This is a genomic window from Synechococcus sp. N32 (assembly GCF_900473895.1).
Classification (GTDB): domain Bacteria; phylum Cyanobacteriota; class Cyanobacteriia; order PCC-6307; family Cyanobiaceae; genus Parasynechococcus.
The window spans coordinates 217,697-241,106 of the sequence record NZ_UCND01000015.1; the positions used below are offsets into that span (position 1 = coordinate 217,697).

A 23,410-nucleotide genomic window follows, 5' to 3' on the forward strand; every position below is an offset into this window, starting at 1 on the left:
GCGTTGAGGCGGTCTCCCGGGCTTTTGTCCCTCCGTGCAACCGGCAAGGCCGGTGGAAACCTCTTGGACCAGGCATCCCCGTGAAGAGATCGGAACCCTAGGTTTCATCCGCAATTTCACTGTCTGCGGCTTTGATCCTCTGCGGAGTGTGAACCGCTACAAATGATTGGTGTGGCTGATTTTGCAGAAGATGGCTGTTGGGTAACAACAGCTGCTAACAGCAGGTAACAAGCCAATTCGCGTTGTCATTCGTGCTGCTTAGCGTTTGCTCAGCACGAATGATTGCTGTGAGTGAATCCTTCGGTGGTCTGCCCAATAAAGAGTTGAGTTCTGGTGTGTCGCAGTGGTGGCGCGAAAGGGTTCAACACCTGATTGATTGCGGCCGGGCTGAGGATGCCCGCTGCCTTTACCTGGAGTTCGGGGAGGACAGTGCAGGAACGCTGGGTTTCTGAGCAACCCGCATAAAAAAGGAGGGTTCCCTAGGCCCTCCCGGATTCGACGCATTACCCCTCACCGGGGTAAATCAAGTGTTACGTGCTGAACACTCAGCCGCTGTAAGTGTTGATACTTATTCCTTGGCGCAAAGATCAACTTAAGGATTGTTCCTGACGCCGCAGAATCTCATAGGCCTGCCAAAGACATTCAACGTCAGAGCACACTGCATGTCGATTGCAGACGCGGTAGCGGCCCTGGCCGATGGCATCAATGGTTGTGCCCTTGGAGGTGGCACAGATGCGACTGATGCTCTCCATGGGATTGGCTCAGTGGATCAAGGATCTACAGCCGTGAGGGGGCGCCATGCACATTTGATTTGCAGTTCTAAATCTCTTTTGCAGGAGAAAAGATCCATGGCTAACAGCTCAGCGCCATAAAAAAACGGGCCAGGCCCGGTTTTTGTTCAGCTTTTGCTGGCGTTTTGAACGCTCAGGCTTTGGAAGGCTTGGTGGTGAGTGCAGCAGACATGGCGGAGGCCAGGAGCACGCATCCGGCGACGGCGAGGAAACCCATGGATCAGTGGGGAGGAAACGACTTGAGCATCATTCCCACAGCTGGCGTCAGCTTTTGTTGCTGTTGGCACGGAATTCGGAAGAACCTTGCTTTCGGCCTCCCTCGGCTGTTTTGAGAAGCATCTCCTGACGGTCGAGACACGATGAGCACAGCAATTTCCCCTTGTTGCGCCAGTACGCCGCCATCGAGCGCTCGATGCGCATGGAGCAACCTTCACAACGAAATAACGGCATCGACGGCTCCGCGACGCAGCTCTTCTAACGCAACGGCGCGGTTGAACCGGTGTTCTCTGTGACGATGGGTGCGCTTCGCTCGCCCCAGCCTTGTGATGCAGGCCCTGCGTTTGTTGCTGCTCACCTTGATGGCGCACGTCGCCTCTGCCTCCATGTCGTTTCAGCCCTTGGATCGGGTGGAGGGTTGGTTGATCGAGCGACGTTTGGATGCAAACCAGGATCCGATCTGCCGTGCGTCTGTGCCAGGACCTGGCACCTGGTTCTCGGCACGGGTTCATCTGGATGCGAACGACGAGATGGTAGTGCCTGCCGGACTGCATCGGCCGGACGAAACGAGGCTGGAGGCTGTGCGTGATGCGCTCCGGCGTTGTCGCGCCAGTGTTCTTTATCTGTAGCGGATAAAGCTTTGTGGCCGGGGCCGCTGCTGATCTGAAATCGAGCTATGAAATCGGTGTCGGCAGTTGCAAAATCGTCGACTCCTCACACCACCTGAGCCTCCGCCAAGCGCGGGGGCTTTTTTTTGATTGATCCCGAACAGCACCTTTCGATTTTGTGCTCAGCAAATGTTTTGCGGTTTTGATGTTTTTAACCGCTAAATCTCTGATGTATTGCATCGAGAGGCTTGATACAGGAGGGCAGTGGATCCAGGAGATCTGCTTCAAAACGGAGTTCAAAGCCTTTGTGAATGCCCGCACCAAATCGCGCGCCACGTTGAAGACCTATCGCGTGGTGCATGTCACCTGGAACCAGGTGGTCACCGTTGTGCAGGGATCAGCTGAACCCCATTGATCTGGCTTGCTTCGGCGTTTCCCGAGCCGTTGCGATCCCGAAGACTTCAAGGCTCTTTCTTGGATGTGAAATGTCCTGAGCCATAACCGGTGGCCCAGGGGCCTGTGGCCATGATCCTCACGCGGTATCTCAGTAGTGAAGGTTGGGTGGAGGAGTGTTCCCATGCCAACGCTTTTGATGCCTACATCGACGCACGGCGACGCTGCGTGCTGCGGGGCTGTCCTTATCTGCTGGTGGATGCAGAGACCGGCAGCACGGTCTCCGTGCTCACGGTGAAACAGTGTTTACATCAGTACGGCGTCGAAGGGGATTTTCCGGCGTGATCCCTGAGGGGATCGACGCAAGAGCCGGCAGGATGGCGGTTGCTGAAACATCCCGATGGCGACGTTTCTGGTCACCGGCGCAAACCGTGGGATCGGCTTGGAATACTGCAGGCAGCTCAAGGCCCGTGGCGATGATGTGGTGGCCATTTGCCGTCAAACCAGTGATGAACTGGAGTGCCTGGGAGTGCGGGTGGAAGCCGGCCTTGAGTTGAGCGACAGCCAAGCCATTGATGACCTGGTGCAGCGTCTGGATGGTTTGCCCCTCGATGGCGTCATCCTCAATGCCGGGATTTTGCAGTCGATGGGCCTGTTGGATATGGATCCCTCCGGGATTCGCCGCCAGTTTGAGGTGAATGCCCTTGCTCCTTTGCTGCTGGCCAGGGCGTTGGTGGATCAGATGCCCAGCGGAGCCAAGTTGGTGCTGATGACCAGCCGCATGGGCTCCATCGACGACAACAGTTCGGGAGGCTCCTATGGCTATCGGATGTCGAAGGTGGCGCTCAACATGGCCGGAAAGTCGTTGGCGATTGATCTGGAACCGCGGGGCATCGCCGTGGCGATCTTGCATCCCGGATTGGTGCGCACCCGCATGATTCGCTTCAATCCCAGCGGGATCCCCCCCGAGCAGTCGGTGAAGGGGCTGTTGGCCCGGATCGATGGCTTGACCATGGCCACCAGCGGCAGCTTCTGGCATGCCAATGGTGAGTTGTTGCCGTGGTGAGGCGGGAGACACGCTTTGGGCTTTGATCCGCGTCAGTGGTCAGGCGGAGGCCCTGAACAACGGGTCACCAGCAATGTTGAGGCGTTGCTGGCGGAGAACGACGCTTTGCGTCGCGAGGTGTTGCGGCTCAACCGTGAGTTGGAGCGACTGCAACGTCAGCAACGCCAACGCATTCGTACGGAGCCCAGATCCCATCGCCCCTGGAGTGAGCCATCGGCACAAGCTCCACCGCGCATCAGCAGCCAACAGGTGCGGGCCTGGGGGCAGGCCCTCGCTCAGCAGCCGGGATGGACGGCACTGCGTCAGCGCGGATTGGAGTTGTTGATTGACCAGCTCAACCGCAGTGGTTTTCCTGCCCACTTAACCCTTGAACAGCGGTTGGATCGGTTGGTTCGTGGGCTGGGAACAGATCTCATGGCGGCGGTGGGAGCCAAGCCGAACAAGCAAACAACGGCCGTTCTGGCGGCGTTTGCCTTGTTTGGGGTTCGCGCCAGTGAATGGCTGGATGAGGATCCACAGCGTGTGGTGGAGCAGTTGCGTCAGCGGCAGGACCAATCAGGTTCAAGGCGGCAGGGTCGCCGCACCCGAACGGACCAACGTCAAACGGATCGTCAGGACGATGGTCACGCCCGTGATCCACGCCGTGCCGCTTTAAGGGTGTTGGGTTTGGAGGCCAACGCGTCCCTCGCTGAGATCAAGCAGGCGCATCGAAAACTGGTGAAGCAGCACCATCCCGATCTCGGTGGTTCTGCTGAGGCGTTTCGACGCGTCAATGAGGCGTATCAGTCGTTGGTTCAGTGACGCTCTTGTCCGATGATCTGGGGCAGCAACAGGTGGTGTTAATGCCGGTGGAAGTTGGTGTGGTGCTGATTGGTGCTGGCTTTGCCGTGGGTGTGTCCCTCGCCGTCGCCGTTTGGTTTGAACGTTGGAAGGCAAAACATCCCGATCCTGAAGGCAAATGAGCCATAAAAAAGCCCCGCCGAGGCGGGGCTTGTAAGAGGTCGTCATGCTGTTGTCAGCTGGCGACTTTCTGACCGCGATAAACAAGAACCGGACGTTGAACGTTGGATGCAGCAGCGTTGTTCTGGTTGTACTTCTGGCCGCGATAGGTCAGGGTCATGATGGGTTCCTCGAAGCAAGCTCAGGTCCCCGTTCCATGGCCTGAGTCGAACTGCGGTCAACACGAGTGCTGACTGAACGTAGTGGGTAGCGGTTGCTACATATTGGTTATATCCATGGGGTCAATCCCTGTGTCGTTCACGCCGATACAAACCAGGGAGATTGGTTGCTCGTGAATTGATGAACTCAGTCTGGGTCTGGGTTCTTGGCTGTGATGAATTCAACAATGAATCCTGCTGAATGTATCTTTGCGATACCAGTTGACCTCTGAGGCGGCTTTTGGTCCATCTCGTCATCCGATGGTCCTTGGTCGGCTCTTGGGGCGGGTGGTGGTCAATGGTGGATTTTCGGAGGTTCGTTCCCAGGGGGGGATGGAACGCGCATTGGTAATCCCTCCAACATTGATTGAAAGCAATCACCTCGACCCTCTTCTTGAACATATGGGTGCAACTCCCGTTGTTGGCAATTGAAAACTGAGAGCTGTCGAAACAACTTCCCAGACCCAATTTCTTCGTGAAATCCCAATCCCAAATCATTTGCGTCAAGCGTCACTTTGCAATGAAGAAATCGCGTCCCAGTGGTGTCAACAGATCCTTTTCTTTCTCCGCGTTGCGTATTGATGAACGACTGAAATCGATGCAGATTGTTCCTCCATATCCGCTCGGATTGATTCCGCTGGATTTTCTCGATGACGACGATTGACGTGGCCTGCTCTGCATGAGTCCTGAGAGCGTCTGTGTGGGCTGTTGATTGTGTGTTGTGTGGGATTGGTCTTGGTGTCTGTTGAGTGCCGTCTGAATGGCCTTGGCGGATTTGCTGTAGGGCCAATGGTTGTCTACGCAACAGAACCACAGCTCCAATAGAGATATTTTCCAAGGCTCCGCTCTGAATGTCATGAGCTATTGGGAGCAGAATTGGAGGAGGAATCTCAAGCTAATCACTGTGGATGAGGTGCCACCCGCACAGCAGATTCAGGTGTCGAGATGGTTGAAGCAAAGAACAGAGCTTCTGCTCGGGCAAATACAGCCAGTCGATGCTGAATCTCTTGTTCAAGAGTTTGACGACTATGAAGATGCTTGCTGCTAGTAATGGACTGGCTTGATGGCTTGGGTTGGGCAGGAGTGATTTCAGTTGGAATTTCTTTCCTCTGGGATCTGTTCTTGCCTTTGAATCTGTTGGTGATTGGTGTTATCTACGTGACCACATTTATTGGCTGGCTTTTTCTCACAAGAAACAAAACCAGTATCTGAGGTCAAGCCCGTTTTCACCACAGAAAAATGCAAACCCCCATATCGATACGCCAGGGACGAAAACGACCCCATGGGAGTGTCCAGAGTCTGTGGCTTGAGGCCTGCCAGGGGGTGGTCTTTTCTTTTCCCATCGCCTGCCAGGTGTGGATTCGGCAGGCTTGTTGAGAATGGTCCGGCGCTGGCTAACAACAGTGGACACCGAGAAGCATTGGGGCCACTGACTGGTGTCTCTTTTGTGGACTCTTGCTTTTTCGACAGAACCGAGCGTGACTGGCAACAATGGATGGAGACAGGCCTGGATGCACTGACCGGCGCTGTTGTCGCCTTGAGGAAGAAAGGGAAGGAAGAGCCACCTCGCGATCCCAAGGACGCAGCCAGGTTCACCCCTAAATCTTCACCACACGGTGCCGACGACACCTCACCACGGTGCACGAGGCAAACCAGAAGCAATGCCGAAATGGCAGCCAATGACACTTGACCCGCAATGAGGTCTGGTTACACCGAGGAGGTTGGTAGGAGATCTGATGGAGATTCACCTTCACCACGCCCAATCACTCGGCGAACTCATCCTGGATGGACGACACACGCCATTTCGCGCATTGGCTTGCCCGTTGAAACCTTCGGTGGTGAGAAGCGAAAGAGGGGCAAAGCGTCACAAGTAGTTCGGATGTAGGCCTGACCTCGGTATGCCGATCCTGCATATCGGATTGATTTGCCCCATCACCTCTGCCTGAGCTCATCAAGATGAATTTGGTCTCAGGGGGGTGTGCTTTGCAGAGCGGTCACCCCTTTGTTTCCACCTCGTTGGCCAATTCAGGTCCATCCACGTAGCAAACCGCTTGGTTTGGCCACATCGCATGGACGATCCGATAGGTAGCCAAGGTTGAAATTGCCTTGCGTCGAGCATCGATCAAGGCCTTGAACTCAGTCTTAAAGTTCAATTCCCTGATCCATTGATGATCAGGACCTTGGCGTTCGATGAAGTACATGCCGAGAATGGCTCTCAGAGTGAAGCTAGAAGGTAGATGCGTTCAGCAGCTGTGCATCTCTGTTTCCTGGATTCAGGACACCCATCTGCTGATTGGTGTCAGGTGATGCGTTCTGCCCTGTCGAAGCAGGGTTACGACAAAAGTGCTCCGTTGGACGACTGACCTTGGAGCGGCGAGGCCACCTCTACGAGGGCAGTGGCTTCGCTTACCTAAAAAAAGAGCCCCCCAGCTCTGAATAAAGGGGCTCGTGTTTGTTGACTTGCTCAGAGTGGCGACAAATCGACCCGGTGTGAAGTTGGGTCAGAGAGCCCTCATCCAAGCCTCAGAACTGTGGATCACTCAGTGGAACAAACAGTGGACAAAAGAGAATCTCTTGGCCTCCAAAATCCCTGTATTGCCAACGGTTCTCTGATTCTTTGCTTGAGAAACTGTTTCCTCGAAGCAACTCAGGTCACCGTTCCATGGCCTGAGTCGAACTGCACCTAGCCGAAGACGAGGTGAACGTGATTGCGTAGCAGTTGCTACAGATCTTTTATGGGGGTGGTGTCAATCGACGTTTCGTTCGTACTGTTACAGAACAGGAAATCTGTTCGGCTCCGATGGGTTGATTCAGGCCCTTTAAGTGCTTCAAGCGCGTTTGGGTGGTGTGTGCACCGGGCGTGGCTTGAGTTGAGGTGCTTTCTGGGTCATCACGGCTGAAGGTGAATTGAGTCGATTCTGTCGCCGCTTGAATGGTCGGAATGATGGATCGGCTACCGATCACGAGGTTCAGGTCCTTATCGCTCTGGCTTGGACTCAAAGCTTCCATTAATTCGTTGTTCTGCTGAACAGTTCTGCTGCGATTGAGTGATCCTTGATGCTTACTCAGTGTGAAGCTGATTGCGCCGAAAGACGCCATCCGTACGGTGTGGGCAGGTCAGTTTTCGCGGTCATGAACAGCTCTCAGAGCAAGGATGATTGGGTGAAGGCGCAGCAGCACAAGTTCCACAAACCCATTGATGTGGACACATTGATGTGGGTGCGCAATCGCTTAATGCGCTTGGAAGTGGAGGCCCGTTGGGCCGACCGCATTTGCGTGTTTGAAGAGTTCTTTCCCAACGATGCGATCATCCCGCGCATTTAAATCTCAGCCATGTTTTTGACTGTCTTTGGCCAGAAGGGTGGTGTGGCAAAAACCTGCACCAGCATTCATCTGGCCTGTGTCTGGGCCCAGCAGGGCTTCTCGGTGTGTGTTGTTGATGCGGATCGCAACCGTTCAGCAACCGCCTACGCCGCCCGGGGGATGCTTCCGTTGGAAGTGGTGCCTGTGGAGGCTGCAGCAAAGGCCACCCGCAATGCCCAAGTGATCATCACTGACGGGCAGGCCAGCAGCCACGAAGATGAACTCAAGAATCTTTCGGCCGGAGCAGATCTTGTTTTGCTGCCCACTACGCCGCAGTCGAGATCGGTTGAGCTCACTGTTGAACTCTCCTCAATCCTCAGGCAGATGGGCACCATGCATGCCGCGCTGTTGGTGAAAGTGGACAGCCGAAAACAACGGCTCGCCCAGGAAGCACGCCAAATTTTGGAGGGTTTTGATGTGGATGTGATGCAGGCGGAAATCCCCTTGTTGGCGGCGTTTGAAAAAGCAGAAGCGGAGGGTGTTTGTGTGTCGAATGCCGTCGATGACCGTGGCCGTGCCGATCTGCGGCGCATGGGAGGCTGGGCGGCCTATTGCCAGGCTGCTGTTCAGATCCGTGATCGCTTGTCGGCAGTAACGCCGGACGCCATTAGTGCTTGATCAAGAAACAGCTCACTTTTGGCGTCGGTCGCCAATCAGACAGATCTTCTGAGCTTCAGCCGCAATACTTACCTCAGCTGATTGAAGGTTGATGGGTCGCAGTTCTTGGTTGAAGAATCCCACCCGTTGCTCAGCAGCATCCACCTGGCAGCCCCAGGCGCAAGCCGCTTCTTCTGCTCAGGTGACGGTGAAGGCCTCCACCGCGGCGGTTCTGCTCAAGACGCCGAGCATCTCCACCAAAGCCGCATGATCGAAGCCGTTGTAATGCTTGCCATTGGTTTGTCGATGGCAGGCGTGGTTCTTGGCAATCTGAACAACGACGAGCCCGTTTAAGTTCAGAAGCAGTTGCTGCTTTTGATGGCCACCTCATTTGCCTTCATGCTCGGGCAGCTTGAGATCAGCAATCTCACAGCGGTCTTCCTCGCTCTGGTGGCGGTGGTCTTTGTTAGCAGCTTTGCTGTGGTGTCCTTGCAGACCGGTGAGCTAATCAAACCTCCAAAAAATGAATAACACGTTTGAGCTGAATGGCCGGCAGATTGTTTTGAAGGCGTCCAGCGATCGTGTCGTCGCAGAACGGGTGTTGCGCCACATCCAACGGCGGATGCATGAAGACGACTGGCGGCCCTACACCAGCAAGGCCGATGCCGTTCAAGCTTGGTTTCGTCTCGGCGGGATTCGAGCTCAAGTGCTTGAGGCTTTGAATCTGGTCTGATCGCGCCCTGAAGCTCAGAACGATCCCAGCAACTGGGTCATCGCTGCTGCGGCACCGATGCCACCAAAGAACAGCACCAATGGCAGAAAAACAGGCCAGCGGACGGCTGAATCTGAAGCCATAAAACGGTTTCATCTCCAGACGACGCTATTCATTCCCTCTTCTCTGTGGCGATGGCGACCTTTTTCGTGCCATGGCTGCATGATGTGAAGCCTCTCCCAGCATCTCTGTTTGGTCGATGCCTGAGCTTTCCAAGGCCGCTAACGCTGATGCCTCCCATGTGGTGGTGATCGGTGGAGGCTGGGCCGGCTGGGGTGCAGCCAAAACCCTCTGTGAAGCCGGTGTTCGCGTCACCCTGGTCGATGGGATGTCGGATCCCACGGGGAGGACGCCGATGCGCACGGCCAGTGGTAAACCCTTTGAAGCGGGCACCCGGGGCTTTTGGAGGGATTACCCCAACATCAATGCGCTGACCGATGAGCTTGGGCTCACCGACGTGTTCACTGAATTCACCACCAGCGCCTTCTGGTCTCCCGCCGGTCTGGAGGCCACGGCCCCGGTGTTCGGTGACGGGTTGCAATTGCCCAGCCCCCTGGGGCAGGCCATGGCAACGATCAAGAACTTCAAGCGCCTGCCTGTTGCCGATCGCATGAGCATTGCCGGCCTTTTGGTGGCGATGCTTGATCTGAACCGCAACGAGGAGACCTTCCGGCGCTACGACGCCATCGATGCGTTGACCCTGTTCCGCCAACTGGGAATCACGGAGCGGATGATCGACGAATTCTTGCGTCCGATTCTTTTGGTGGGTCTGTTCAAGCCACCCGAGGAATTGTCGGCAGCCGTCACCATGGAGCTGCTCTACTACTACGCCTTGGCGCATCAAGATTCCTTTGATGTGCGCTGGATTCGCACTGGCAGCATCGCCGAGAAGCTGATCGCTCCCCTGGCGGAACGCCTGCTCGCTTCTGGTCTGCTCACTGTTCTGGGAGGCACGTTGGCCACGCGCCTGAATCTTGATCAGCCAGGCGAAGCAATTCGGTCGGTGGAGGTCCGTTGCAAAGCAACAGGCCGCTCCAGCGTTGTTGATGACGTTGATGCGGTTGTGCTGGCGGTGGGTGCCAAGGGCATGCATGCCCTGATGGCGGAGTCGCCGCGTTGCAGTGATGTGCTGCCGGAGCTGGCGGCTGCTGGCGGTTTGGGGGCGATTGATGTGGTGTCGGTGCGGTTGTGGCTGGATCGCACCATCGCAGTCGCCGATCCCGCCAATGTCTTCTCGCGCTTTGACGCCTTACAGGGCTCGGGCGCCACATTTTTCATGCTCGACCAGCTGCAGAACGCGGATCTTGATGCGCTCTGGGGCGGCAGCGAGCCCCAGGGATCCGTGGTGGCCAGCGACTTCTACAACGCCACGGCAATCGCAGCCTTGAGTGATCAGGAGATCGTCGACACCCTGCTGAAGGAGTTGTTGCCCCAGGCGGTGCCGGCCTTCCGGCTTGCCCAGGTGCTGGAGTTTGAGGTGCGGCGTTACCCGGGCTCGGTGTCGTTGTTCTCCCCCGGCAGTTTCAGCCAGCGACCGCCGCTGCAGACGGCACTTCCGTCTGTGGTCTGCGCTGGCGACTGGGTGCGGATGGGCGAACGCGAGCACGGTGCCAAGGGCCTGTGCCAGGAACGGGCCTACGTCTGCGGTCTTGAGGCGGCCAACGCCTTGATGCGCAGTGGGGTGGTGAGAGGGGCGAATGCTGCGACCAGCCCAGAGCATTTGGTGCGGCCGATCCGTCCGGAAGAACCCCAGGTGCTGTTGGGCCGTTCCCTCAACAAACTCGTGATGGACCCCCTGGAGGCGTTCGGCATCCGTTGGCCTTGGTTGGCCTGAGCTCAGAAATTCAGTTGGCCTGACAGCCAGAGTTCCTGCCAAGACCCTGCGGCTGAGGCGTTCAGCGCCATCAGGATGGTCACGCTGATGCCACCCAGGGTGAGCCCCACCCCCATCATGATCAGGGCGGTCAGTCCTTCCGCTTCGGTGAGCGGTTGCTTTTCGAGAAAGCGACGCTTGGCCATGGCTGCTGATCCGATGCACCCGTTCTGCATCGGCCCAAGGCCACTTGGCAACAGGCCGTATCACTCATTCACGCAGAGCTGCTGGGGGATGACTCGGTGTTGCTTAGGTTGCTGGCCTGCGCTTGACGCCGCCCCGATGGGTTTCATCATGCAGCCATGACTGGTTTGATCTGTGGCATGACCGCCCTGTGGCTCCACGCCTGGTGGTGTTGCAGAACAACCAATTCGCCTGCGGTTAAGCGCAGCTGGCCTTACCCGCGCTCGTGGAAAAACAGCGCCGATCTGTATGAAAGGCCCTGTCGCCGTCACCGTCATCTCAGGGCGCGCACGCAACTCAGCGCACGCAGCCGCCGCAGCATCGCCGGTAGAACGCCTGTCTTGGTAGCTCAAGTTACTGAAAACGCTTAAGTTGACGCGTCTGGATTTTTCTGTTGAACGGCAGCCAATCGGTCGAGGCCAGGAGCGAGAAGCGCCGTCAGCAGCTGATGGGAGTGTCGTTTGTGGCTGCAGCGGTTGGGGTTCTGACGTTGTTGACGATCCGTCTTGGCGCCTGTTGCTCCTGGTTCGGTTCGCACTGACCTTTTCGGTTTGGTAGCTGGTGGTCTGTGGTGTTGGCTGCCTCGGCAAGGCTGCGCTAGCCACCAGATGTGGTGTCCTCAGCCTTGATTGTGGGTGCAGGGCCGGTATGTTTCGTTTGTTCCCCATCACCTGGCTTCAGCTCATGCGGCTGAGGCTTTTTTATTGTCTCTTTGCAGGACGTTGTATCAAGGCAAACCAACTTCCGATTGTCTTAAGTGACATTACTTGGTGGCAACGGCCACATCGATATCACGTTCCTTAAGTTAAAAAGAAACGTGTTCCCTTGATGTCTCCTGCTGAATTGTCGAGCATCAAATGGGAGAAAGATGGGGAAATGTCTGCGCATGACACCTGGACTCTGGTGAAAAAGCTCACCAAGGTTGAAGAGCAAGACAAGGCATCCAACCTGTTGCATTTGTCGTCGAAACACAGTCACTCCAAGCCCTCCAATCGCCGCTGAAATCGACCCCTTCCTTTGGCACGCGTTCTGGTTGTTGATGGAAACGTAGGTGAGGTTGTTCGTTCTGACTCCCTCTTTATGCGCGCAGCCGATGTAAGCCAAGGTTTACCGCCATTCCAGAGCGTCATGGAAAGACGGGAACCTCAGCGTTGAACTACAGGCAAAAAGAGACCCCCCGCCAAAAGCAGGGGGAGAAGAGCGCAAATGGCTTTTGCGTTTAGCTGTCGTTTTTGTAGAGCTTGCAAGCCTCGCTACCAGCCAAGGCCGGATCGGTAGAGCACAGACGCCTCATTAAGCCGTTTTGGTCGTGGGGAGACAGGGTTCCGTCTGCGCCCCACTTCATGCAGGTATTCAGGGTGCAATCGACAGGCTTTTTGAAAGCTTCGTACATGTGACCCTCCTTGTTGGGTCAACTGAACTTGGGATCTTTTTTCTGTCGCGGGATCAAAAACACACAAATCTTGTCAGGATCTCAGCACAAGTCTTGGATTTGGCCTGGCCGTCCGAGCAGAACTTGCGCATCGCATTGGTCCCAACGCAAGGCGCGTCGGTTCCACAATCGACTTATTTGCCCCAGAAGGCAATGAGCATGACAGCTGATTGCCTGATGCCCAACCGCTTCCGAGAGTGTGTGCATCGAGATCGGAGGAGCCCATGACGGCCGACACTCCACCTGAGCAAATTGCAGAAGCAGCCTGACTTTTCTGGCCCCTGCTCCAACTTTTCAACTCAACCGTGAGCGTCTCGTCTGTGACGACACTGATGTGCGTCTGATCAGTCGACACTCCTCTGCACCGTTCGTCTAGGTGCCCCGTAGGAGTCCCGCTTCACACCTGGTCCAAATGGCCCCAGGGTTGCCACAAGCCAGACGCTTCGACCTTTCTCTCTCAGTCCCATTGCCAAGGTGATCCCCAAAGGCAACACGTACTGACTAGGTCGACTGCAATGCATAAACGAGCGAGTTAGGCCGTCTCTTCCACCTGGGAGGGGCGGCCTCCTCCTTTGTTGAAGTGCAGGTGAGTAGTTCCCTAGGAAGCCTTGCTGTTTTTGCAGGGGCGTTCACCTCGCTTCAACTTGAGCCACATCGCTTTCTCAAGCGCCGTCAGCTTTGGATCTGTCTCATGCATTGCAGCTTCCGCACGTCGCCTGGCGGCAATGATGAAGCGATCTGTCTTATCAACTCCGTCGAATCCCATGTCCCTAAGAAGGACGACACTCGCAACGTAGACATATGAATCGTGCGTGCATCGAATGCCAGTGAGCCCTCACTTCAAACGATGGCTAGAGCTGACTGGAGCTTCAATCGCTCGACCAAATCTTGGCCGTTGCGAATGATTTCTTTCACGCCGATGCCTGTTCAGCCGTGTCATCGAGGACATCTTGCTGAAGCTGCTGAACGGCGCAGAGGGCTTCATGCGCTGGCCATCCATGGACGTCCATCAACTCCTTAACCAGAGCATCAGGGGCCTGAGTGATCGAGGCGCGAATGGCATTGACGACTTTGTTGTCCCTGGCGAGTGCAGACAGCCGTAGAGCCCTAAGTCGCTTTGTGTTCGGCTGTTTCATAACCGCACTCTGGACTACCACTGGTTTTGCTCCAATTGCCAACGACTTGTAAGCACTTGGTTGCCCCGTTCACTGCCCTACCGAAGTGGACCGGCGCATCTCCTCCAGCCCATTGACTTGAGTGCATTCCATTTCTCCAGTGCCTCTTGTCGCGTCAGCAGTTGACTCCCCTGAGGGATCGGGTCGTCAGGTGGTCGCCAATGGAAGCTGCGCATGACGATCGACTCGCCTTGAGAGCCATCCTTGGCGGCGGTGAATTGGTAGTAAAGCTGCTGTGGCTCATTAGCAAGCCATGCGCCAACAGACTTGTAGGAGAGTTCTTCAGTGATGAGTTCTCTCCATAGGAGAGGAGCTTGATCGATCGATTAGACGGCTTTTTTCGTAGGTGAGCTGGCGGAGCCTTTCGATGTGCTGCTCATGCTCTCCGCTGCTCCAGTGCTGTGGGAAGGCCACTCGGGCTTGAAGTTCCGAGATTTGGTTGTTGAGTTCTCTCGCTGGGTCCTCGGACCAAGGATCCTATCCACAGTGGACCATCACCGGCCCCTTCTGGTGGGTAAGAAGGGAATCTTCCTCATAACTACTGATGGACCTCTCTGGAGAGGCCGTTTTCCCATCATGAGTGTCGGCACATTCCTTTGGTGGCGTTTGTGCTGTTGGTGAGTTGGCGGCAACCAGCATGGCGGGTGGTGCTGTTCTGCGCCGGAGTGGGTGGTTTGACCCTGGCCTGATCCATTCCTCTGCAGAATCACTGCATTGATGGGGAGCGTGGTGGCTGGAGCTGGTGTGAATCCTGCTGATCAGCGCTGGGGTTTCTGGCCGCTTCTGCCGCTCTACCCCTACGGCCGCCGCCGCACGCTGTTCAGTGAGCTGATCCCTGGCCAGCTCTGGAGCCTGGAGCAGCTGCAGGGGGTGTATTACGTGGCCGTGCCGGTGCGGCTCACCGTGGCCAAGGTGCCCGGCGGCTTGATGTTGGTGAACCCTCTGCCGCCCACCGGCGAAGTGCGCCAAGCCATCGCCGGGCTGGAGCAACAACACGGCCCCGTGCGCACGATCGTGCTGCCCACCGCCTCTGGTTTGGAGCACAAGCTTCCCCTCGGTCCCCTGGCCCGCGCCTTCCCGGATGCGGACATCTGGGTGTGTCCGGGCCAGTGGAGCTTCCCTGTGCAGTTGCCTCTGTCCTGGTTGGGTGTGCCGGCCAGTCGCACCAAGGTGTTGTTCGACGATGGCCTTCCCCATGGCGATGTTTGTGAGTGGTTCTCCCTTGGACCGCTCGACCTTGGCGTGGGCCGTTTCCAGGAAGTCTCCTGTTTGTATCGCCCGTCAGGCGCACTATTGGTGACCGATGCCCTTGTGGGCATCAGTGCTGAACCCCCGGCTCTGTTTGACCTCGATCCAACGCCGCTGTTGTTCCATGCCCGCGAACGCGGCGATGAGCCTCTCACTGATTCAGCGCAAGCCCGCCGCCGCGGCTGGGCCCGGCTGGTGCTGTTTGCCTCTTACCTCAGGCCTGAACCGCTGGAGGTGCCCGCGCTGCCGGAGTTGCTGCGGGATGCGTTCAAGCCAGGGCTCCGTTCCCTGAAAGCCCACTTCGGCCTCTACCCCTTCCGCTGGAAGGCCGGTTGGCAGGCGGCTGCCGATGGCTTGATCGGCGAAGACGCGCCCAAGTTGCAGGTGGCCCCGGTGCTTGAGCGGTTGGTGTTGCCCAGAGCCAAAGAGGCTCTGTTGCGATGGCTGCAGGAGTTGAGCGGCCAGGCTGAGCTGCGCTGGCTGGTGCCGGCTCACTACAGCGCGCCGGTCACATTCACGCCCGAAACCGTGCAACACCTGCTCGCGTCATTGCAACAGCGGGACTGGGCTCCAAGTTCTGAGAACTGGGAGTTTCTCGGATCCATTGATCAGCGTTTGCTCGATCTAGGCGTTGTGCCTGATCAGCCCGTGATCAAAGCTTGAGTTCGTCTTCAGGCTCGATCGCCATCTGTTCGTCGGCGAACAGCGTCTCTTCCAGCTCCTTGCGCTGTTCCATCTGGCGCAGGAAATAACCCGTCATCATTGCCGAGGCCAACATGTTGGCGAGGTTGTCGCGGTTGGCCGTCACCTTCACCTCGAAGTGCTCGCCAGGAAGCATTCCCAGCAGACCCTGAACGTTGTGGCGAATGATGTCCTGAATATCGTTGCTTGCTGATTTCGCGACCCGCTGCAAGGTGTCCGGCGACTGCTCCTGCAGGTACTGGATCAGGCTGTTCCCCGCGTGACCGTCACTGCTGTCAGTTGTCAGGAACTCGGGGTTAAACATTCGTGTGTGATCTACATCACGGACTTGACCTTAACGCAAGCCATTGGCATCAACCGCCATCGCTGCTGTCGGTGATCCGTAACGGACCGAACCTCTGCAGCGGCCAATACCGCCACACCGCCGTGCCCAGAACATTGGTTTCCGGCAGTGATCCCCAGAGGTGGGAATCGAGGCTGGCATTGCGGTTGTCCCCCATCACCCACAGTTGATCCGTCGCCACGGTGATCGGGGCCATCTCGTAGTTGATCGCTTCCGCCAACCAGGGTTCCGCAGCCGGTTCACCGTTGCGGAAGAGCCGGCCGTCGTGCACCTCCAACTGATCGCCAGGCAGCCCCACCACCCGTTTGATCAGTGCTGCAGATGCGTCGTAGCCAGCGGCCACGAGCTGCTCCGGCGGGGCGAACACCACCACATCGCCCCGGTGTAGATGGCCGTGGCGGCTGCGGGCCAGGCGGGGCCTCACCTTCTCCACCAGGATGCGGTCCTGCAGCTGCAGGGTGGGCAGCATCGAGCCGGAGGGAATCCAGCGCGGTTCCACCACCCACAAGCGCAGCAGCAGCGCCAGCAGGGCCCAGAGAATCAGATTGCGCCAGAAGCCCTTGCTGTCTTCTCCTGGAGCGGGTGTCGTGGGTTGGGTCATCGTTGACCGAAGATCACACCAGCCTGGCCTGCTGCACTGACCATCGCTCGCGCCAATTTGCAGGCCGCCCTCACGCTGCTGGAGGCTTTTTGTTTCCAGGGGCTGAAGCAGCTGGTGCTCTGCCCTGGCAGCCGTTCCGGTCCCCTGGCAACAGCCGCGGGAATGCTGGCCTCCCAGGCGAAGCTGCAGCTGGTCACGGCCATCGACGAGCGTTCGGCCGCCTTTCTGGCCCTCGGCATGGCGACCGCCCATGGCCGTGCCGTGGCAGTGGTCACCACCTCCGGCACCGCGGTGGCCAACCTGCTTCCCTCTGCGGTGGAGGCGGACCGCTCCTGTCAGCCCTTGCTGCTGCTCACGGCGGATCGCCCCGCCCGGCTCAAAAACTGCGGTGCCAACCAGACGGTTAACCAGGAATCCTTTCTGCTCTCGGCCTGCCGCTGGTTCGGTAGTGGAGCTGCAGACGGTGTCCACACCCAGGCCAACAACGCCCTCAACGCCCTGGCGGTTCAGGCTTGGCAGCAGGCCCAGGGTGCAGGCGCTGGTCCACCGGGAGCGGTTCACCTCAACCTGCCCTTCGAGGAGCCGCTGCACACCACGCTCGAGCAGCAGCAACAGCTGGTTTCGGCTGCGCTCCCGCCCACGGCTTTCCCTGAGCCTTCGCCCGAGATCGCGCCTGCGCCTCGCCTTGATTCAGAGCGCCCGGGGGTTGTGATTGCGGGCCCTTGGCGCGGTCTTTCGCCCGCGGTGGAGGCTTTTCAACAGGCTCTGCATTGCTGGCTGAACCTCAGCGGTTGGCCTCTGCTGGCCGACCCCCTCGCCGCCCTTGCTCCCGAGTGCCCCAACCGGATCGAGCACTGGGAGTTGCAACTGGATCGGCTGAACCTGCCTGACGACGCTCAGGTGTTGCGGCTGGGACCCATGCCCGCCAGCCGGCGGTTGGAGGCTTGGCTTCAGCGCCATCAGGGCCCCCAACTGCTGATCACCGAAGGGGATCCAAGGCCGCTGGATCCGTTGCAGAAATCCAGCCAATGGTCGGGGGGCATGGCCGCCTGGATTGCTCAACAGCCTGGTCTGGAGCCGCTGAGCAAGCCATCGGTTGGCACCGACGACCTCTCGGCCTGGATCGAGGCCCAGCTGCCCTTGCGTGGCGCCGTCAATGAGCCCGCCCTGGCCTATTGGCTTCCCCAGCTCCTGCCGGAGTCGTTCCCGCTGATGTTGGCCGCCAGTTCACCGGTGCGCGATTGGTTGACCTGGGGCGGGCCCGCCTGCGGCCGCCACCGTTGCTTCAGCTTCCGCGGCTCCTCGGGCATCGACGGCACCTTGTCCCTCGCCATGGGGCTGGCGGCGAATCTCGGTCCGTTGGCGCTGGTGACCGGTGATCTGGCCCTGCTGCACGACAGCAACGGCTGGCTGCATGCATCGTCTGCTGCTGCAGCTCCACCACTGCTGGTGCTGCTGATCGACAACGGCGGCGGCGGCATTTTTCAGCAGTTGCCTATTGCCACGCCGGGCTTCGAAGCGCTCTTCGCCATGCCCCAGCAGGTGGATCCCCTGGCCCTGGCGGCAGCCCACGGTGTGCCTGGACGCCAGGTGGCCTGTCTGGAGGATCTGCAGGAGGCCTTGGCCTGGGGCTTGTCGCAGCAACGGCCGGTGTTGTTGCGCTTGTGCAGCGACCGCGGTCGTGATGCTGCCCTGCGTCAGCAGCTGCGCGCCGCTGCTCAGAATGAACGCACCGAGCCCTGAACCCGATGAGTGACATGCGTCAGGTGCTCCCCGGTGCGCCAACCGCGCAATGGACACCGTGGGGCAGCTACCAGGACATCCTTGTGGACCGTTGCGCTGACGGCCTGGCGCGTGTGGCCATCAACCGCCCCGCCAAGCGCAACGCCTTCCGCCCGCAGACGGTGATGGAGCTCTGTGATGCCTTCACGCGCATCCGGGATGACCGTGACATTGGTGTGGTGCTTTTCACCGGCGTGGGTCCAGCCCCCGATGGTGGCTATGCCTTTTGTTCCGGCGGCGACCAAAGCGTTCGCGGTGACGGCGGTTACGTCGGTGAGGACGGCCTGCCGCGCCTGAACGTGCTGGATCTGCAGCGCATCATCCGCAGCCTGCCCAAGGTGGTGATCGGCCTGGTGGCCGGCTATGCCATGGGCGGCGGCCAGGTGTTGCATCTGCTCTGCGACCTCAGCCTTGCCGCCGAGAACGCTGTGTTCGGCCAGACCGGCCCCAAGGTCGGCAGTTTTGATGGCGGCTTTGGTGCGGGCTACCTGGCGCGGGTGGTTGGCCAGCGCAAGGCCCGTGAAATCTGGTTCCTCTGCCGCCGTTATGGCGCCAAGGAGGCGTTGGAGATGGGGCTCGTCAACGCCGTGGTGCCGTTGGAGCAGTTGGAGGCGGAGGGGGTGCGCTGGGCCCGCGAGGTGCTGCAACACAGCCCTACGGCCATCCGTTGCCTCAAGGCCGCATTCAACGCCGAAACCGATGGCCTCGCCGGGTTGCAGGAATTGGCGGGCAATGCCACTCATCTCTTTTATCGAACCGAAGAAGCCGTGGAAGGCCGCAATGCCTTCCTTGAGAAGCGGTCTCCGGATTTTTCCGAGACAGGCTGGTTACCCTGACGGGCATGCTTCCTCTTCCTCCGCCGGAACCGCTGGCCCTGCTGCAGGCGGCGGCTGAGGATTCCGTGACGGCAGGCCTGGCTTCACTGCCTCAGGATCTGCGGGGCAACAGCACTCGCCATGTGGTGATGTTGCGCGGCCGTCGCCGTGTGTTCCTTCTCGACAACGGCAGGCTGCGCAACGCCTTTCCGGTGGCCATCGGCATGCCCGGCTGGGAAACCCCCACCGGACGCTTTGAAGTGCTTCAGAAGATCCCCAATCCGGTGTGGGTGCATCCGGTGAGTGGCGAGCGGGTGGAGGAACAGGGGGTCAACAATCCCCTGGGCAGCCACTGGATCGCTTTCCATCGCGATTGCCGCGGCCGTGATGCCCATGACGGCGATGCCTGGATCACGATCAAGGGATGCACCACCACGGGGTTCCATGGCACCCCCCACCGCTGGACGGTGGGACGGGCCGTATCCCATGGCTGCGTGCGGCTTTACAACGAGGATGTGCGTGGCCTGTATCGCCAGGTGTCGCTTGGAACTCAGGTGACGATTCTTCCCTGACGGAACAGATTCCTAAATTCCCCTTAAAGTCGCTGCGCCAACGCCGATCTGAGACATGCGCATCCTCTTCGCTGCAGCGGAATGCGCCCCGATGATCAAGGTTGGAGGGATGGGCGATGTTGTTGGCTCTCTGCCCCCGGCATTGGCCAAGCTCGGCCATGACGTGCGCCTTATCATGCCGGGCTACGCCAAGCTCTGGAGCCGCCTCAACGTGCCGGCGGAGCCGATCTGGCGAGCCCAGACCATGGGCAACGAGTTCGCCGTCTATGAAACGAAGCATCCCACCAATGGGATGACGATCTACCTGGTGGGTCATCCGGTGTTCGACCCGGAGCGCATCTACGGCGGCGACGACGAGGACTGGCGCTTCACCTTCTTCGCCAGCGCTGCTGCCGAATTCTCCTGGAACGTCTGGAAGCCCCAGGTGCTGCATTGCCACGACTGGCACACCGGGATGATCCCGGTGTGGATGCATCAGGACCCGGAAATCAGCACGGTCTTCACCATCCATAACCTCAAGTACCAGGGTCCCTGGCGCTGGAAGCTCGATCGGATGACCTGGTGCCCCTGGTACATGCAGGGGGATCACACCATGGCGGCTGCGCTGCTCTACGCCGATCGCGTCAATGCGGTGTCGCCCACCTACGCCCAGGAGATCCGCACGGCGGAATACGGCGAAAAGCTGGAGGGTCTGCTCAACTTCGTCTCGGGCAAGCTGCGCGGCATCCTCAACGGCATTGATCTGGATGCCTGGGACCCAGCCACCGATCGCTCCCTGCCGGCAAACTTCAGCGCCGACGATCTTTCCGGCAAGGCGGTCTGCAAGAAGGTGCTCCAGGAGCGCATGGGGCTGGAGGTGCGGGAGGACGCCTTCGTCCTTGGCATGGTCAGCCGCCTTGTCGACCAGAAGGGAGTTGATCTGCTGCTGCAGGTGGCTGATCGGTTGCTGGCCTACACCGACACCCAGATCGTTGTGCTGGGCACCGGCGACCGGGGGCTGGAATCCGGGCTCTGGCAACTCGCATCCCGTCACCCCGGCAAGTGCGCCGTCTTCCTCACCTACGACGATGACCTGTCGCGGTTGATCTACGGCGGCAGCGATGCCTTCCTGATGCCCAGCCGGTTTGAGCCCTGTGGCATCAGCCAGCTCTACGCCATGCGCTACGGCTCAGTGCCCGTGGTTCGCAAGGTTGGTGGTCTCGTTGACACCGTTCCGCCCCATATCCCAGCTGCCGACAGCGGCACAGGCTTCTGCTTCGATCGCTTTGAACCGGTCGACTTCTACACAGCCCTGGTGCGGGCCTGGGAGGCGTTCCGCCACCGGGACAGCTGGGTCGAGCTGCAGAAACGCAGCATGAATCAGGACTACAGCTGGGATCGTTCCGCGGTCGATTACGACCTCATGTACAAGGATGTCTGCGGCATCAAGGAACCCACCCCGGATGCTGCCCTGGTGGAACAGTTCTCTCAGGGGCAGGCTGCTGATCCTTCCCGTTCCGAAGGTCAAACTGAAGAGGCCAGGGTTCCTGCTGAGGTGACCTCCGCCGGCCGGAATCCCCTGAATCGTCTCTTCGGTCGTCGATCCAGTTGAGTTTGAGCGAGCCCGCCCGATCCGACTCCCCACCTGAGGCTCGATCCGAGCTCCAGGGGGTGGAGCCATCGGGCAATCTCCCGGCTCCCTACGTCAGCCCCTGGCAGGAGTTCGGCCGCAACCTGCAGGCGATGGCCGCCGATCTTCGGCTCAGGGGCCAGGAACTCTGGCGCCGCAATCGAGAGGGTGAGCTTTCGGTGCCAGGCTTCTGGCCCAGGGATCTGGCCCCCAGCTTCTGGCCACTGCTGCTGGTGCTGCTCCTGCTGCTGCCGCTGGCTGGGGTCCGCTTCTGGCAGGACCATGCCCGCCCCGCCCCGCGTCTGGAGCCGGTCGTGGAGCAGCGGACGTCTCCCCTTGAGCTTCCCCTGCCGGAGCTGATCCCAGCACCACAGCCCATGGCGGAGGAGACATCACCAGTGCCGGAAGCTGTGGATGCGGAGCCGGCTTTGGAACCATCGGAGCCGGAGCAGCCCCTCCAACCCCAACTCAGTTTCGATCCCCTGTTCGAGCTGTTTCAGGACAAGGCCGTCCCGGAAGGACTGCTCCGTTCAGCCAAGCCCGTTCCGGAGCGGGACCGCTTGCTGTTGGAGTTGTCTGTTGACGCTTGGCAGCAGTTGCCTCTCGATCAGCGCCAGAGCCTGGCCTCCAGTTGGCTTCAGTCGGCGTTGGAGTTGGATTACGCCAGTCTTCAGTTGGTCAATGAACAGGGCGATCTGCTGGGGCGGTCCGCTCGGGTTGGGGGCGGCATGATCCTGTTTGACCTCGGGTTGGTGGGATGACCCTGACGCTGCGTCAGCTGCTGGATGCCTGGGGAACGCCGCAGGGCGGCAGCTTTGAACCCGATGCCCTGGTGGGACGGGTCTGCACCGACAGCCGACAGCTTCAGGCGGGTGATTTTTTTGTCCCCCTGGTGGGCGAGCGCTTCGATGGTCATCACTTTCTCGCCCAACTGCCTGAACACAAGGTTCAGGCTGCTGTTGTGAGCCGCAGCTGGACTGAACCGTTGCCTTCGGGCCTGTTGCATTGGCGGGTGGACGACACACTGCTGGCCTACCAACAGCTGGCCTTGCTGCATCGCCGTGCCCTGGCCAAACCTCTGGTGGCAGTGACGGGCTCAGCCGGCAAAACCACAACCCGGGAGTTGATTCGAGCTGCATTGGCTCCGCTGGGAGCGATTCAGGCCAGCGAAGGCAACAACAACAACGATGTCGGCGTTCCCCTCACCGTTCTGGGCGCCACCGCAGCTGATGCGGCCCTGGTGATTGAGATGGGCATGCGGGGGCCTGGGGAGATCGAGCGTCTCTCCCGCTGCACCGAGCCTGATCTTGCGGTGATCACCAACATCGGCACGGCCCACATCGGTCGTCTCGGCAGCCGTGAAGCGATTGCAGCGGCCAAATGTGAAATCACGGCTGGGTTGCATCCGAAGGGAACCGTGGTGATTCCCGCCGGTGACCCCCTGCTGGAGTCGGCCTTGGCGGCGGTCTGGTCCGGCTGCGTGCTGCGCGTGCGCCTGGCTGACGATCCCGAGGTCGAATCCGATCTGGTTGGAGACGTCAACGGCGACCAGTTGCTGATCGGTGCAGATCGTCTCCCGCTTCAGCTGGAGGGGCGCCACAACGCCCGCAACCTGCTCTTGGCCGTCGCTGTTGCAGACCAGTTGGGCGTGTCCCGCAAGGCGTTGCAAGCCATGCAGGTGACGGTGCCGGGCGGACGCAACCGCCGCCTGCAGCAGGGTGGTTTGACACTCCTCGATGAGACCTACAACGCCTCGCCTGAGGCGGTGTTGGCGGCTCTTGAGCTGCTGGCGGCGCAACCGGGGCGACGTTTTGCCGTGCTTGGCACCATGCTCGAGCTTGGGGAGCGCAGCCTGGAGCTGCATCAGGAGGTTGCCGCCCGCGCCGTGCAGCTGGGCTTGGATGGTCTGGTGCTGGTGGATGGCGGTGCGGAGGGCAAGGCGATGGCTGAAGTGGCGGCCTCCCTGCCCCACCTGCAGCTGGTGTCGCATCCCGAAGACGCCGCAGCGCCCCTGGCTGCCTGGCTGAACTCCGGTGATGTTCTGCTGCTCAAGGCCAGCCGCGGTGTCGCCTTGGAACGGTTGATTCCGCTGTTGCCACGCCTCTGAAAAGG

At 59.3% G+C, this 23,410-nt stretch carries 32 protein-coding genes and 1 riboswitch; of the genes, 22 read left to right on the forward strand and 10 right to left on the reverse strand.

From position 1 onward, the window contains the following. Nucleotides 1-11: 11 nt before the first annotated feature. A riboswitch (guanidine-I (ykkC/yxkD leader) is annotated at nucleotides 12-112 on the reverse strand. A gap of 175 nt (nucleotides 113-287) precedes the next feature. Then, nucleotides 288-452 carry a hypothetical protein gene (locus DXY35_RS12785; protein ID WP_170950588.1) on the forward strand — a complete coding sequence of 55 codons (165 nt, stop codon included), beginning with the start codon at nucleotides 288-290 and terminating at the stop codon, nucleotides 450-452. 135 nt (nucleotides 453-587) lie between these two features. Here DXY35_RS12785 and DXY35_RS12790 read toward each other — a convergent pair whose 3' ends face one another. Continuing rightward, complete coding sequence (locus tag DXY35_RS12790) at nucleotides 588-752, reverse strand: hypothetical protein (protein ID WP_170950589.1); 165 nt, start codon at nucleotides 750-752, stop codon at nucleotides 588-590. A 303-nt stretch (nucleotides 753-1,055) separates the two neighbouring features. Further along, complete coding sequence (locus DXY35_RS09670; RefSeq protein ID WP_244273085.1) at nucleotides 1,056-1,211, reverse strand: hypothetical protein; 156 nt, start codon at nucleotides 1,209-1,211, stop codon at nucleotides 1,056-1,058. A gap of 98 nt (nucleotides 1,212-1,309) precedes the next feature. Here DXY35_RS09670 and DXY35_RS09675 point away from each other — a divergent pair, with 98 nt between their 5' ends. From DXY35_RS09675 to DXY35_RS12795, 6 genes are all read left to right on the forward strand, one after another. Further along, a complete protein-coding gene (locus DXY35_RS09675) occupies nucleotides 1,310-1,636 on the forward strand; it encodes a hypothetical protein (protein ID WP_244273087.1) in 327 nt (108 codons plus the stop codon). Between the two features lie 184 nt (nucleotides 1,637-1,820). Further along, on the forward strand, nucleotides 1,821-2,030 hold the full coding sequence (locus DXY35_RS09680) for a hypothetical protein (protein ID WP_206749208.1): 210 nt from the start codon (nucleotides 1,821-1,823) through the stop codon (nucleotides 2,028-2,030). Between the two features lie 110 nt (nucleotides 2,031-2,140). Continuing rightward, nucleotides 2,141-2,353: a hypothetical protein gene (locus tag DXY35_RS09685; RefSeq protein WP_114989190.1), complete on the forward strand. Its 213-nt coding sequence runs from the start codon at nucleotides 2,141-2,143 to the stop codon at nucleotides 2,351-2,353. Nucleotides 2,354-2,408: 55 nt separating this feature from the next. Continuing rightward, nucleotides 2,409-3,074: an SDR family oxidoreductase gene (locus DXY35_RS09690; protein WP_115082119.1), complete on the forward strand. Its 666-nt coding sequence runs from the start codon at nucleotides 2,409-2,411 to the stop codon at nucleotides 3,072-3,074. A 15-nt stretch (nucleotides 3,075-3,089) separates the two neighbouring features. Next, nucleotides 3,090-3,875: a J domain-containing protein gene (locus DXY35_RS09695; protein ID WP_115082120.1), complete on the forward strand. Its 786-nt coding sequence runs from the start codon at nucleotides 3,090-3,092 to the stop codon at nucleotides 3,873-3,875. After that, nucleotides 3,872-4,036, forward strand: a complete 165-nt coding sequence (locus tag DXY35_RS12795; RefSeq protein WP_170950590.1) for a hypothetical protein — start codon at nucleotides 3,872-3,874, stop codon at nucleotides 4,034-4,036. Before DXY35_RS09695 ends, DXY35_RS12795 begins: the two co-directional genes overlap by 4 nt. Nucleotides 4,037-4,089: 53 nt before the next feature. Here DXY35_RS12795 and DXY35_RS09700 read toward each other — a convergent pair whose 3' ends face one another. From DXY35_RS09700 to DXY35_RS12800, 3 genes are all read right to left on the reverse strand, one after another. Beyond that, a complete protein-coding gene (locus DXY35_RS09700; RefSeq protein ID WP_071823061.1) occupies nucleotides 4,090-4,194 on the reverse strand; it encodes a DUF4278 domain-containing protein in 105 nt (34 codons plus the stop codon). A 2,031-nt stretch (nucleotides 4,195-6,225) separates the two neighbouring features. Further along, complete coding sequence (locus tag DXY35_RS09710; RefSeq protein WP_115082122.1) at nucleotides 6,226-6,432, reverse strand: hypothetical protein; 207 nt, start codon at nucleotides 6,430-6,432, stop codon at nucleotides 6,226-6,228. A gap of 532 nt (nucleotides 6,433-6,964) precedes the next feature. Beyond that, nucleotides 6,965-7,330 carry a hypothetical protein gene (locus DXY35_RS12800; RefSeq protein WP_170950566.1) on the reverse strand — a complete coding sequence of 122 codons (366 nt, stop codon included), beginning with the start codon at nucleotides 7,328-7,330 and terminating at the stop codon, nucleotides 6,965-6,967. Nucleotides 7,331-7,363: 33 nt separating this feature from the next. On the opposite strand from DXY35_RS12800, the gene DXY35_RS09715 reads away from it, so the two are divergent. From DXY35_RS09715 to DXY35_RS09735, 6 genes are all read left to right on the forward strand, one after another. Next, nucleotides 7,364-7,555, forward strand: coding sequence for a hypothetical protein (locus tag DXY35_RS09715; RefSeq protein ID WP_244272209.1), 192 nt, complete (start codon nucleotides 7,364-7,366; stop codon nucleotides 7,553-7,555). Between the two features lie 9 nt (nucleotides 7,556-7,564). Beyond that, nucleotides 7,565-8,212: a ParA family protein gene (locus DXY35_RS09720; protein ID WP_115082124.1), complete on the forward strand. Its 648-nt coding sequence runs from the start codon at nucleotides 7,565-7,567 to the stop codon at nucleotides 8,210-8,212. A gap of 91 nt (nucleotides 8,213-8,303) precedes the next feature. Next, the gene (locus DXY35_RS12805; RefSeq protein WP_170950591.1) at nucleotides 8,304-8,462 is read left to right on the forward strand and encodes a hypothetical protein; all 159 of its coding nucleotides are present in this window, start codon (nucleotides 8,304-8,306) and stop codon (nucleotides 8,460-8,462) included. A 107-nt stretch (nucleotides 8,463-8,569) separates the two neighbouring features. Next, complete coding sequence (locus DXY35_RS12810; protein ID WP_170950592.1) at nucleotides 8,570-8,722, forward strand: hypothetical protein; 153 nt, start codon at nucleotides 8,570-8,572, stop codon at nucleotides 8,720-8,722. Continuing rightward, the gene (locus DXY35_RS09730) at nucleotides 8,715-8,924 is read left to right on the forward strand and encodes a hypothetical protein (protein WP_115082126.1); all 210 of its coding nucleotides are present in this window, start codon (nucleotides 8,715-8,717) and stop codon (nucleotides 8,922-8,924) included. Before DXY35_RS12810 ends, DXY35_RS09730 begins: the two co-directional genes overlap by 8 nt. 238 nt (nucleotides 8,925-9,162) lie before the next feature. Next, nucleotides 9,163-10,797, forward strand: coding sequence for an FAD-dependent oxidoreductase (locus DXY35_RS09735; RefSeq protein WP_115082127.1), 1,635 nt, complete (start codon nucleotides 9,163-9,165; stop codon nucleotides 10,795-10,797). A gap of 2 nt (nucleotides 10,798-10,799) precedes the next feature. On the opposite strand, the gene DXY35_RS09740 is transcribed toward DXY35_RS09735, so the two are convergent. Next, nucleotides 10,800-11,012 carry a hypothetical protein gene (locus tag DXY35_RS09740; protein ID WP_115008888.1) on the reverse strand — a complete coding sequence of 71 codons (213 nt, stop codon included), beginning with the start codon at nucleotides 11,010-11,012 and terminating at the stop codon, nucleotides 10,800-10,802. 401 nt (nucleotides 11,013-11,413) lie between these two features. On the opposite strand from DXY35_RS09740, the gene DXY35_RS12815 reads away from it, so the two are divergent. Both DXY35_RS12815 and DXY35_RS12820 read left to right on the forward strand, forming a co-directional pair. Continuing rightward, complete coding sequence (locus DXY35_RS12815) at nucleotides 11,414-11,560, forward strand: hypothetical protein (RefSeq protein WP_170950593.1); 147 nt, start codon at nucleotides 11,414-11,416, stop codon at nucleotides 11,558-11,560. A gap of 287 nt (nucleotides 11,561-11,847) precedes the next feature. Beyond that, complete coding sequence (locus DXY35_RS12820) at nucleotides 11,848-12,021, forward strand: hypothetical protein (RefSeq protein WP_170950594.1); 174 nt, start codon at nucleotides 11,848-11,850, stop codon at nucleotides 12,019-12,021. A 1,341-nt stretch (nucleotides 12,022-13,362) separates the two neighbouring features. On the opposite strand, the gene DXY35_RS09745 is transcribed toward DXY35_RS12820, so the two are convergent. After that, nucleotides 13,363-13,587 (reverse strand): hypothetical protein, encoded by a 225-nt coding sequence (locus DXY35_RS09745; protein WP_244273089.1) that lies wholly within the window; start codon nucleotides 13,585-13,587, stop codon nucleotides 13,363-13,365. Between the two features lie 77 nt (nucleotides 13,588-13,664). After that, nucleotides 13,665-13,949 carry a DUF1651 domain-containing protein gene (locus tag DXY35_RS09750; protein ID WP_115082129.1) on the reverse strand — a complete coding sequence of 95 codons (285 nt, stop codon included), beginning with the start codon at nucleotides 13,947-13,949 and terminating at the stop codon, nucleotides 13,665-13,667. A gap of 394 nt (nucleotides 13,950-14,343) precedes the next feature. On the opposite strand from DXY35_RS09750, the gene DXY35_RS09755 reads away from it, so the two are divergent. Continuing rightward, nucleotides 14,344-15,537, forward strand: coding sequence for a DUF4336 domain-containing protein (locus DXY35_RS09755; protein WP_115082130.1), 1,194 nt, complete (start codon nucleotides 14,344-14,346; stop codon nucleotides 15,535-15,537). On the opposite strand, the gene DXY35_RS09760 is transcribed toward DXY35_RS09755, so the two are convergent. Both DXY35_RS09760 and lepB read right to left on the reverse strand, forming a co-directional pair. Beyond that, nucleotides 15,527-15,880, reverse strand: a complete 354-nt coding sequence (locus tag DXY35_RS09760; RefSeq protein WP_006849758.1) for a DUF760 domain-containing protein — start codon at nucleotides 15,878-15,880, stop codon at nucleotides 15,527-15,529. The genes DXY35_RS09755 and DXY35_RS09760 overlap by 11 nt on opposite strands. 49 nt (nucleotides 15,881-15,929) lie before the next feature. Next, complete coding sequence (lepB, locus tag DXY35_RS09765; protein ID WP_115082131.1) at nucleotides 15,930-16,520, reverse strand: signal peptidase I; 591 nt, start codon at nucleotides 16,518-16,520, stop codon at nucleotides 15,930-15,932. 57 nt (nucleotides 16,521-16,577) lie between these two features. On the opposite strand from lepB, the gene menD reads away from it, so the two are divergent. From menD to murF, 6 genes are read left to right on the forward strand one after another with little or no spacing between them, the layout of a single operon-like run. Then, nucleotides 16,578-18,263, forward strand: a complete 1,686-nt coding sequence (gene menD / locus DXY35_RS09770; protein ID WP_115082132.1) for a 2-succinyl-5-enolpyruvyl-6-hydroxy-3-cyclohexene-1-carboxylic-acid synthase — start codon at nucleotides 16,578-16,580, stop codon at nucleotides 18,261-18,263. Between the two features lie 5 nt (nucleotides 18,264-18,268). Beyond that, on the forward strand, nucleotides 18,269-19,138 hold the full coding sequence (gene menB, locus DXY35_RS09775) for a 1,4-dihydroxy-2-naphthoyl-CoA synthase (RefSeq protein ID WP_114988990.1): 870 nt from the start codon (nucleotides 18,269-18,271) through the stop codon (nucleotides 19,136-19,138). A gap of 5 nt (nucleotides 19,139-19,143) precedes the next feature. Then, on the forward strand, nucleotides 19,144-19,689 hold the full coding sequence (locus tag DXY35_RS09780; RefSeq protein ID WP_115082133.1) for a L,D-transpeptidase: 546 nt from the start codon (nucleotides 19,144-19,146) through the stop codon (nucleotides 19,687-19,689). Between the two features lie 55 nt (nucleotides 19,690-19,744). Next, nucleotides 19,745-21,280, forward strand: coding sequence for a glycogen synthase GlgA (gene glgA / locus DXY35_RS09785; protein WP_115082134.1), 1,536 nt, complete (start codon nucleotides 19,745-19,747; stop codon nucleotides 21,278-21,280). A 2-nt stretch (nucleotides 21,281-21,282) separates the two neighbouring features. After that, nucleotides 21,283-22,059 (forward strand): hypothetical protein, encoded by a 777-nt coding sequence (locus DXY35_RS09790; RefSeq protein WP_244273091.1) that lies wholly within the window; start codon nucleotides 21,283-21,285, stop codon nucleotides 22,057-22,059. Next, on the forward strand, nucleotides 22,056-23,405 hold the full coding sequence (murF, locus tag DXY35_RS09795) for a UDP-N-acetylmuramoyl-tripeptide--D-alanyl-D-alanine ligase (protein ID WP_115082136.1): 1,350 nt from the start codon (nucleotides 22,056-22,058) through the stop codon (nucleotides 23,403-23,405). The genes DXY35_RS09790 and murF overlap by 4 nt, the downstream gene beginning before the upstream one ends. Nucleotides 23,406-23,410 lie beyond the last annotated feature (5 nt).

Bases quoted from the DNA above. Each gene is read 5' to 3' on its own strand.
- DXY35_RS12790 (WP_170950589.1), bottom strand. From the start codon at position 752: ATGGAGAGCATCAGTCGCATCTGTGCCACCTCCAAGGGCACAACCATT.
- DXY35_RS09670 (WP_244273085.1), bottom strand. From the start codon at position 1,211: ATGCGCATCGAGCGCTCGATGGCGGCGTACTGGCGCAACAAGGGGAAA.
- DXY35_RS09680 (WP_206749208.1), top strand. From the start codon at position 1,821: ATGTTTTTAACCGCTAAATCTCTGATGTATTGCATCGAGAGGCTTGAT.
- DXY35_RS09685 (WP_114989190.1), top strand. From the start codon at position 2,141: ATGATCCTCACGCGGTATCTCAGTAGTGAAGGTTGGGTGGAGGAGTGT.
- DXY35_RS09690 (WP_115082119.1), top strand. From the start codon at position 2,409: ATGGCGACGTTTCTGGTCACCGGCGCAAACCGTGGGATCGGCTTGGAA.
- DXY35_RS09700 (WP_071823061.1), bottom strand. From the start codon at position 4,194: ATGACCCTGACCTATCGCGGCCAGAAGTACAACCAGAACAACGCTGCT.
- DXY35_RS09710 (WP_115082122.1), bottom strand. From the start codon at position 6,432: ATGTACTTCATCGAACGCCAAGGTCCTGATCATCAATGGATCAGGGAA.
- DXY35_RS12800 (WP_170950566.1), bottom strand. From the start codon at position 7,330: ATGGCGTCTTTCGGCGCAATCAGCTTCACACTGAGTAAGCATCAAGGA.
- DXY35_RS09715 (WP_244272209.1), top strand. From the start codon at position 7,364: ATGAACAGCTCTCAGAGCAAGGATGATTGGGTGAAGGCGCAGCAGCAC.
- DXY35_RS09720 (WP_115082124.1), top strand. From the start codon at position 7,565: ATGTTTTTGACTGTCTTTGGCCAGAAGGGTGGTGTGGCAAAAACCTGC.
- DXY35_RS12805 (WP_170950591.1), top strand. From the start codon at position 8,304: ATGGGTCGCAGTTCTTGGTTGAAGAATCCCACCCGTTGCTCAGCAGCA.
- DXY35_RS12810 (WP_170950592.1), top strand. From the start codon at position 8,570: ATGGCCACCTCATTTGCCTTCATGCTCGGGCAGCTTGAGATCAGCAAT.
- DXY35_RS09730 (WP_115082126.1), top strand. From the start codon at position 8,715: ATGAATAACACGTTTGAGCTGAATGGCCGGCAGATTGTTTTGAAGGCG.
- DXY35_RS09735 (WP_115082127.1), top strand. From the start codon at position 9,163: ATGCCTGAGCTTTCCAAGGCCGCTAACGCTGATGCCTCCCATGTGGTG.
- DXY35_RS09740 (WP_115008888.1), bottom strand. From the start codon at position 11,012: ATGCAGAACGGGTGCATCGGATCAGCAGCCATGGCCAAGCGTCGCTTT.
- DXY35_RS12820 (WP_170950594.1), top strand. From the start codon at position 11,848: ATGTCTCCTGCTGAATTGTCGAGCATCAAATGGGAGAAAGATGGGGAA.
- DXY35_RS09745 (WP_244273089.1), bottom strand. From the start codon at position 13,587: ATGAAACAGCCGAACACAAAGCGACTTAGGGCTCTACGGCTGTCTGCA.
- DXY35_RS09755 (WP_115082130.1), top strand. From the start codon at position 14,344: ATGGGGAGCGTGGTGGCTGGAGCTGGTGTGAATCCTGCTGATCAGCGC.
- DXY35_RS09760 (WP_006849758.1), bottom strand. From the start codon at position 15,880: ATGTTTAACCCCGAGTTCCTGACAACTGACAGCAGTGACGGTCACGCG.
- lepB (WP_115082131.1), bottom strand. From the start codon at position 16,520: ATGACCCAACCCACGACACCCGCTCCAGGAGAAGACAGCAAGGGCTTC.
- menB (WP_114988990.1), top strand. From the start codon at position 18,269: ATGAGTGACATGCGTCAGGTGCTCCCCGGTGCGCCAACCGCGCAATGG.
- DXY35_RS09780 (WP_115082133.1), top strand. From the start codon at position 19,144: ATGCTTCCTCTTCCTCCGCCGGAACCGCTGGCCCTGCTGCAGGCGGCG.
- glgA (WP_115082134.1), top strand. From the start codon at position 19,745: ATGCGCATCCTCTTCGCTGCAGCGGAATGCGCCCCGATGATCAAGGTT.
- murF (WP_115082136.1), top strand. From the start codon at position 22,056: ATGACCCTGACGCTGCGTCAGCTGCTGGATGCCTGGGGAACGCCGCAG.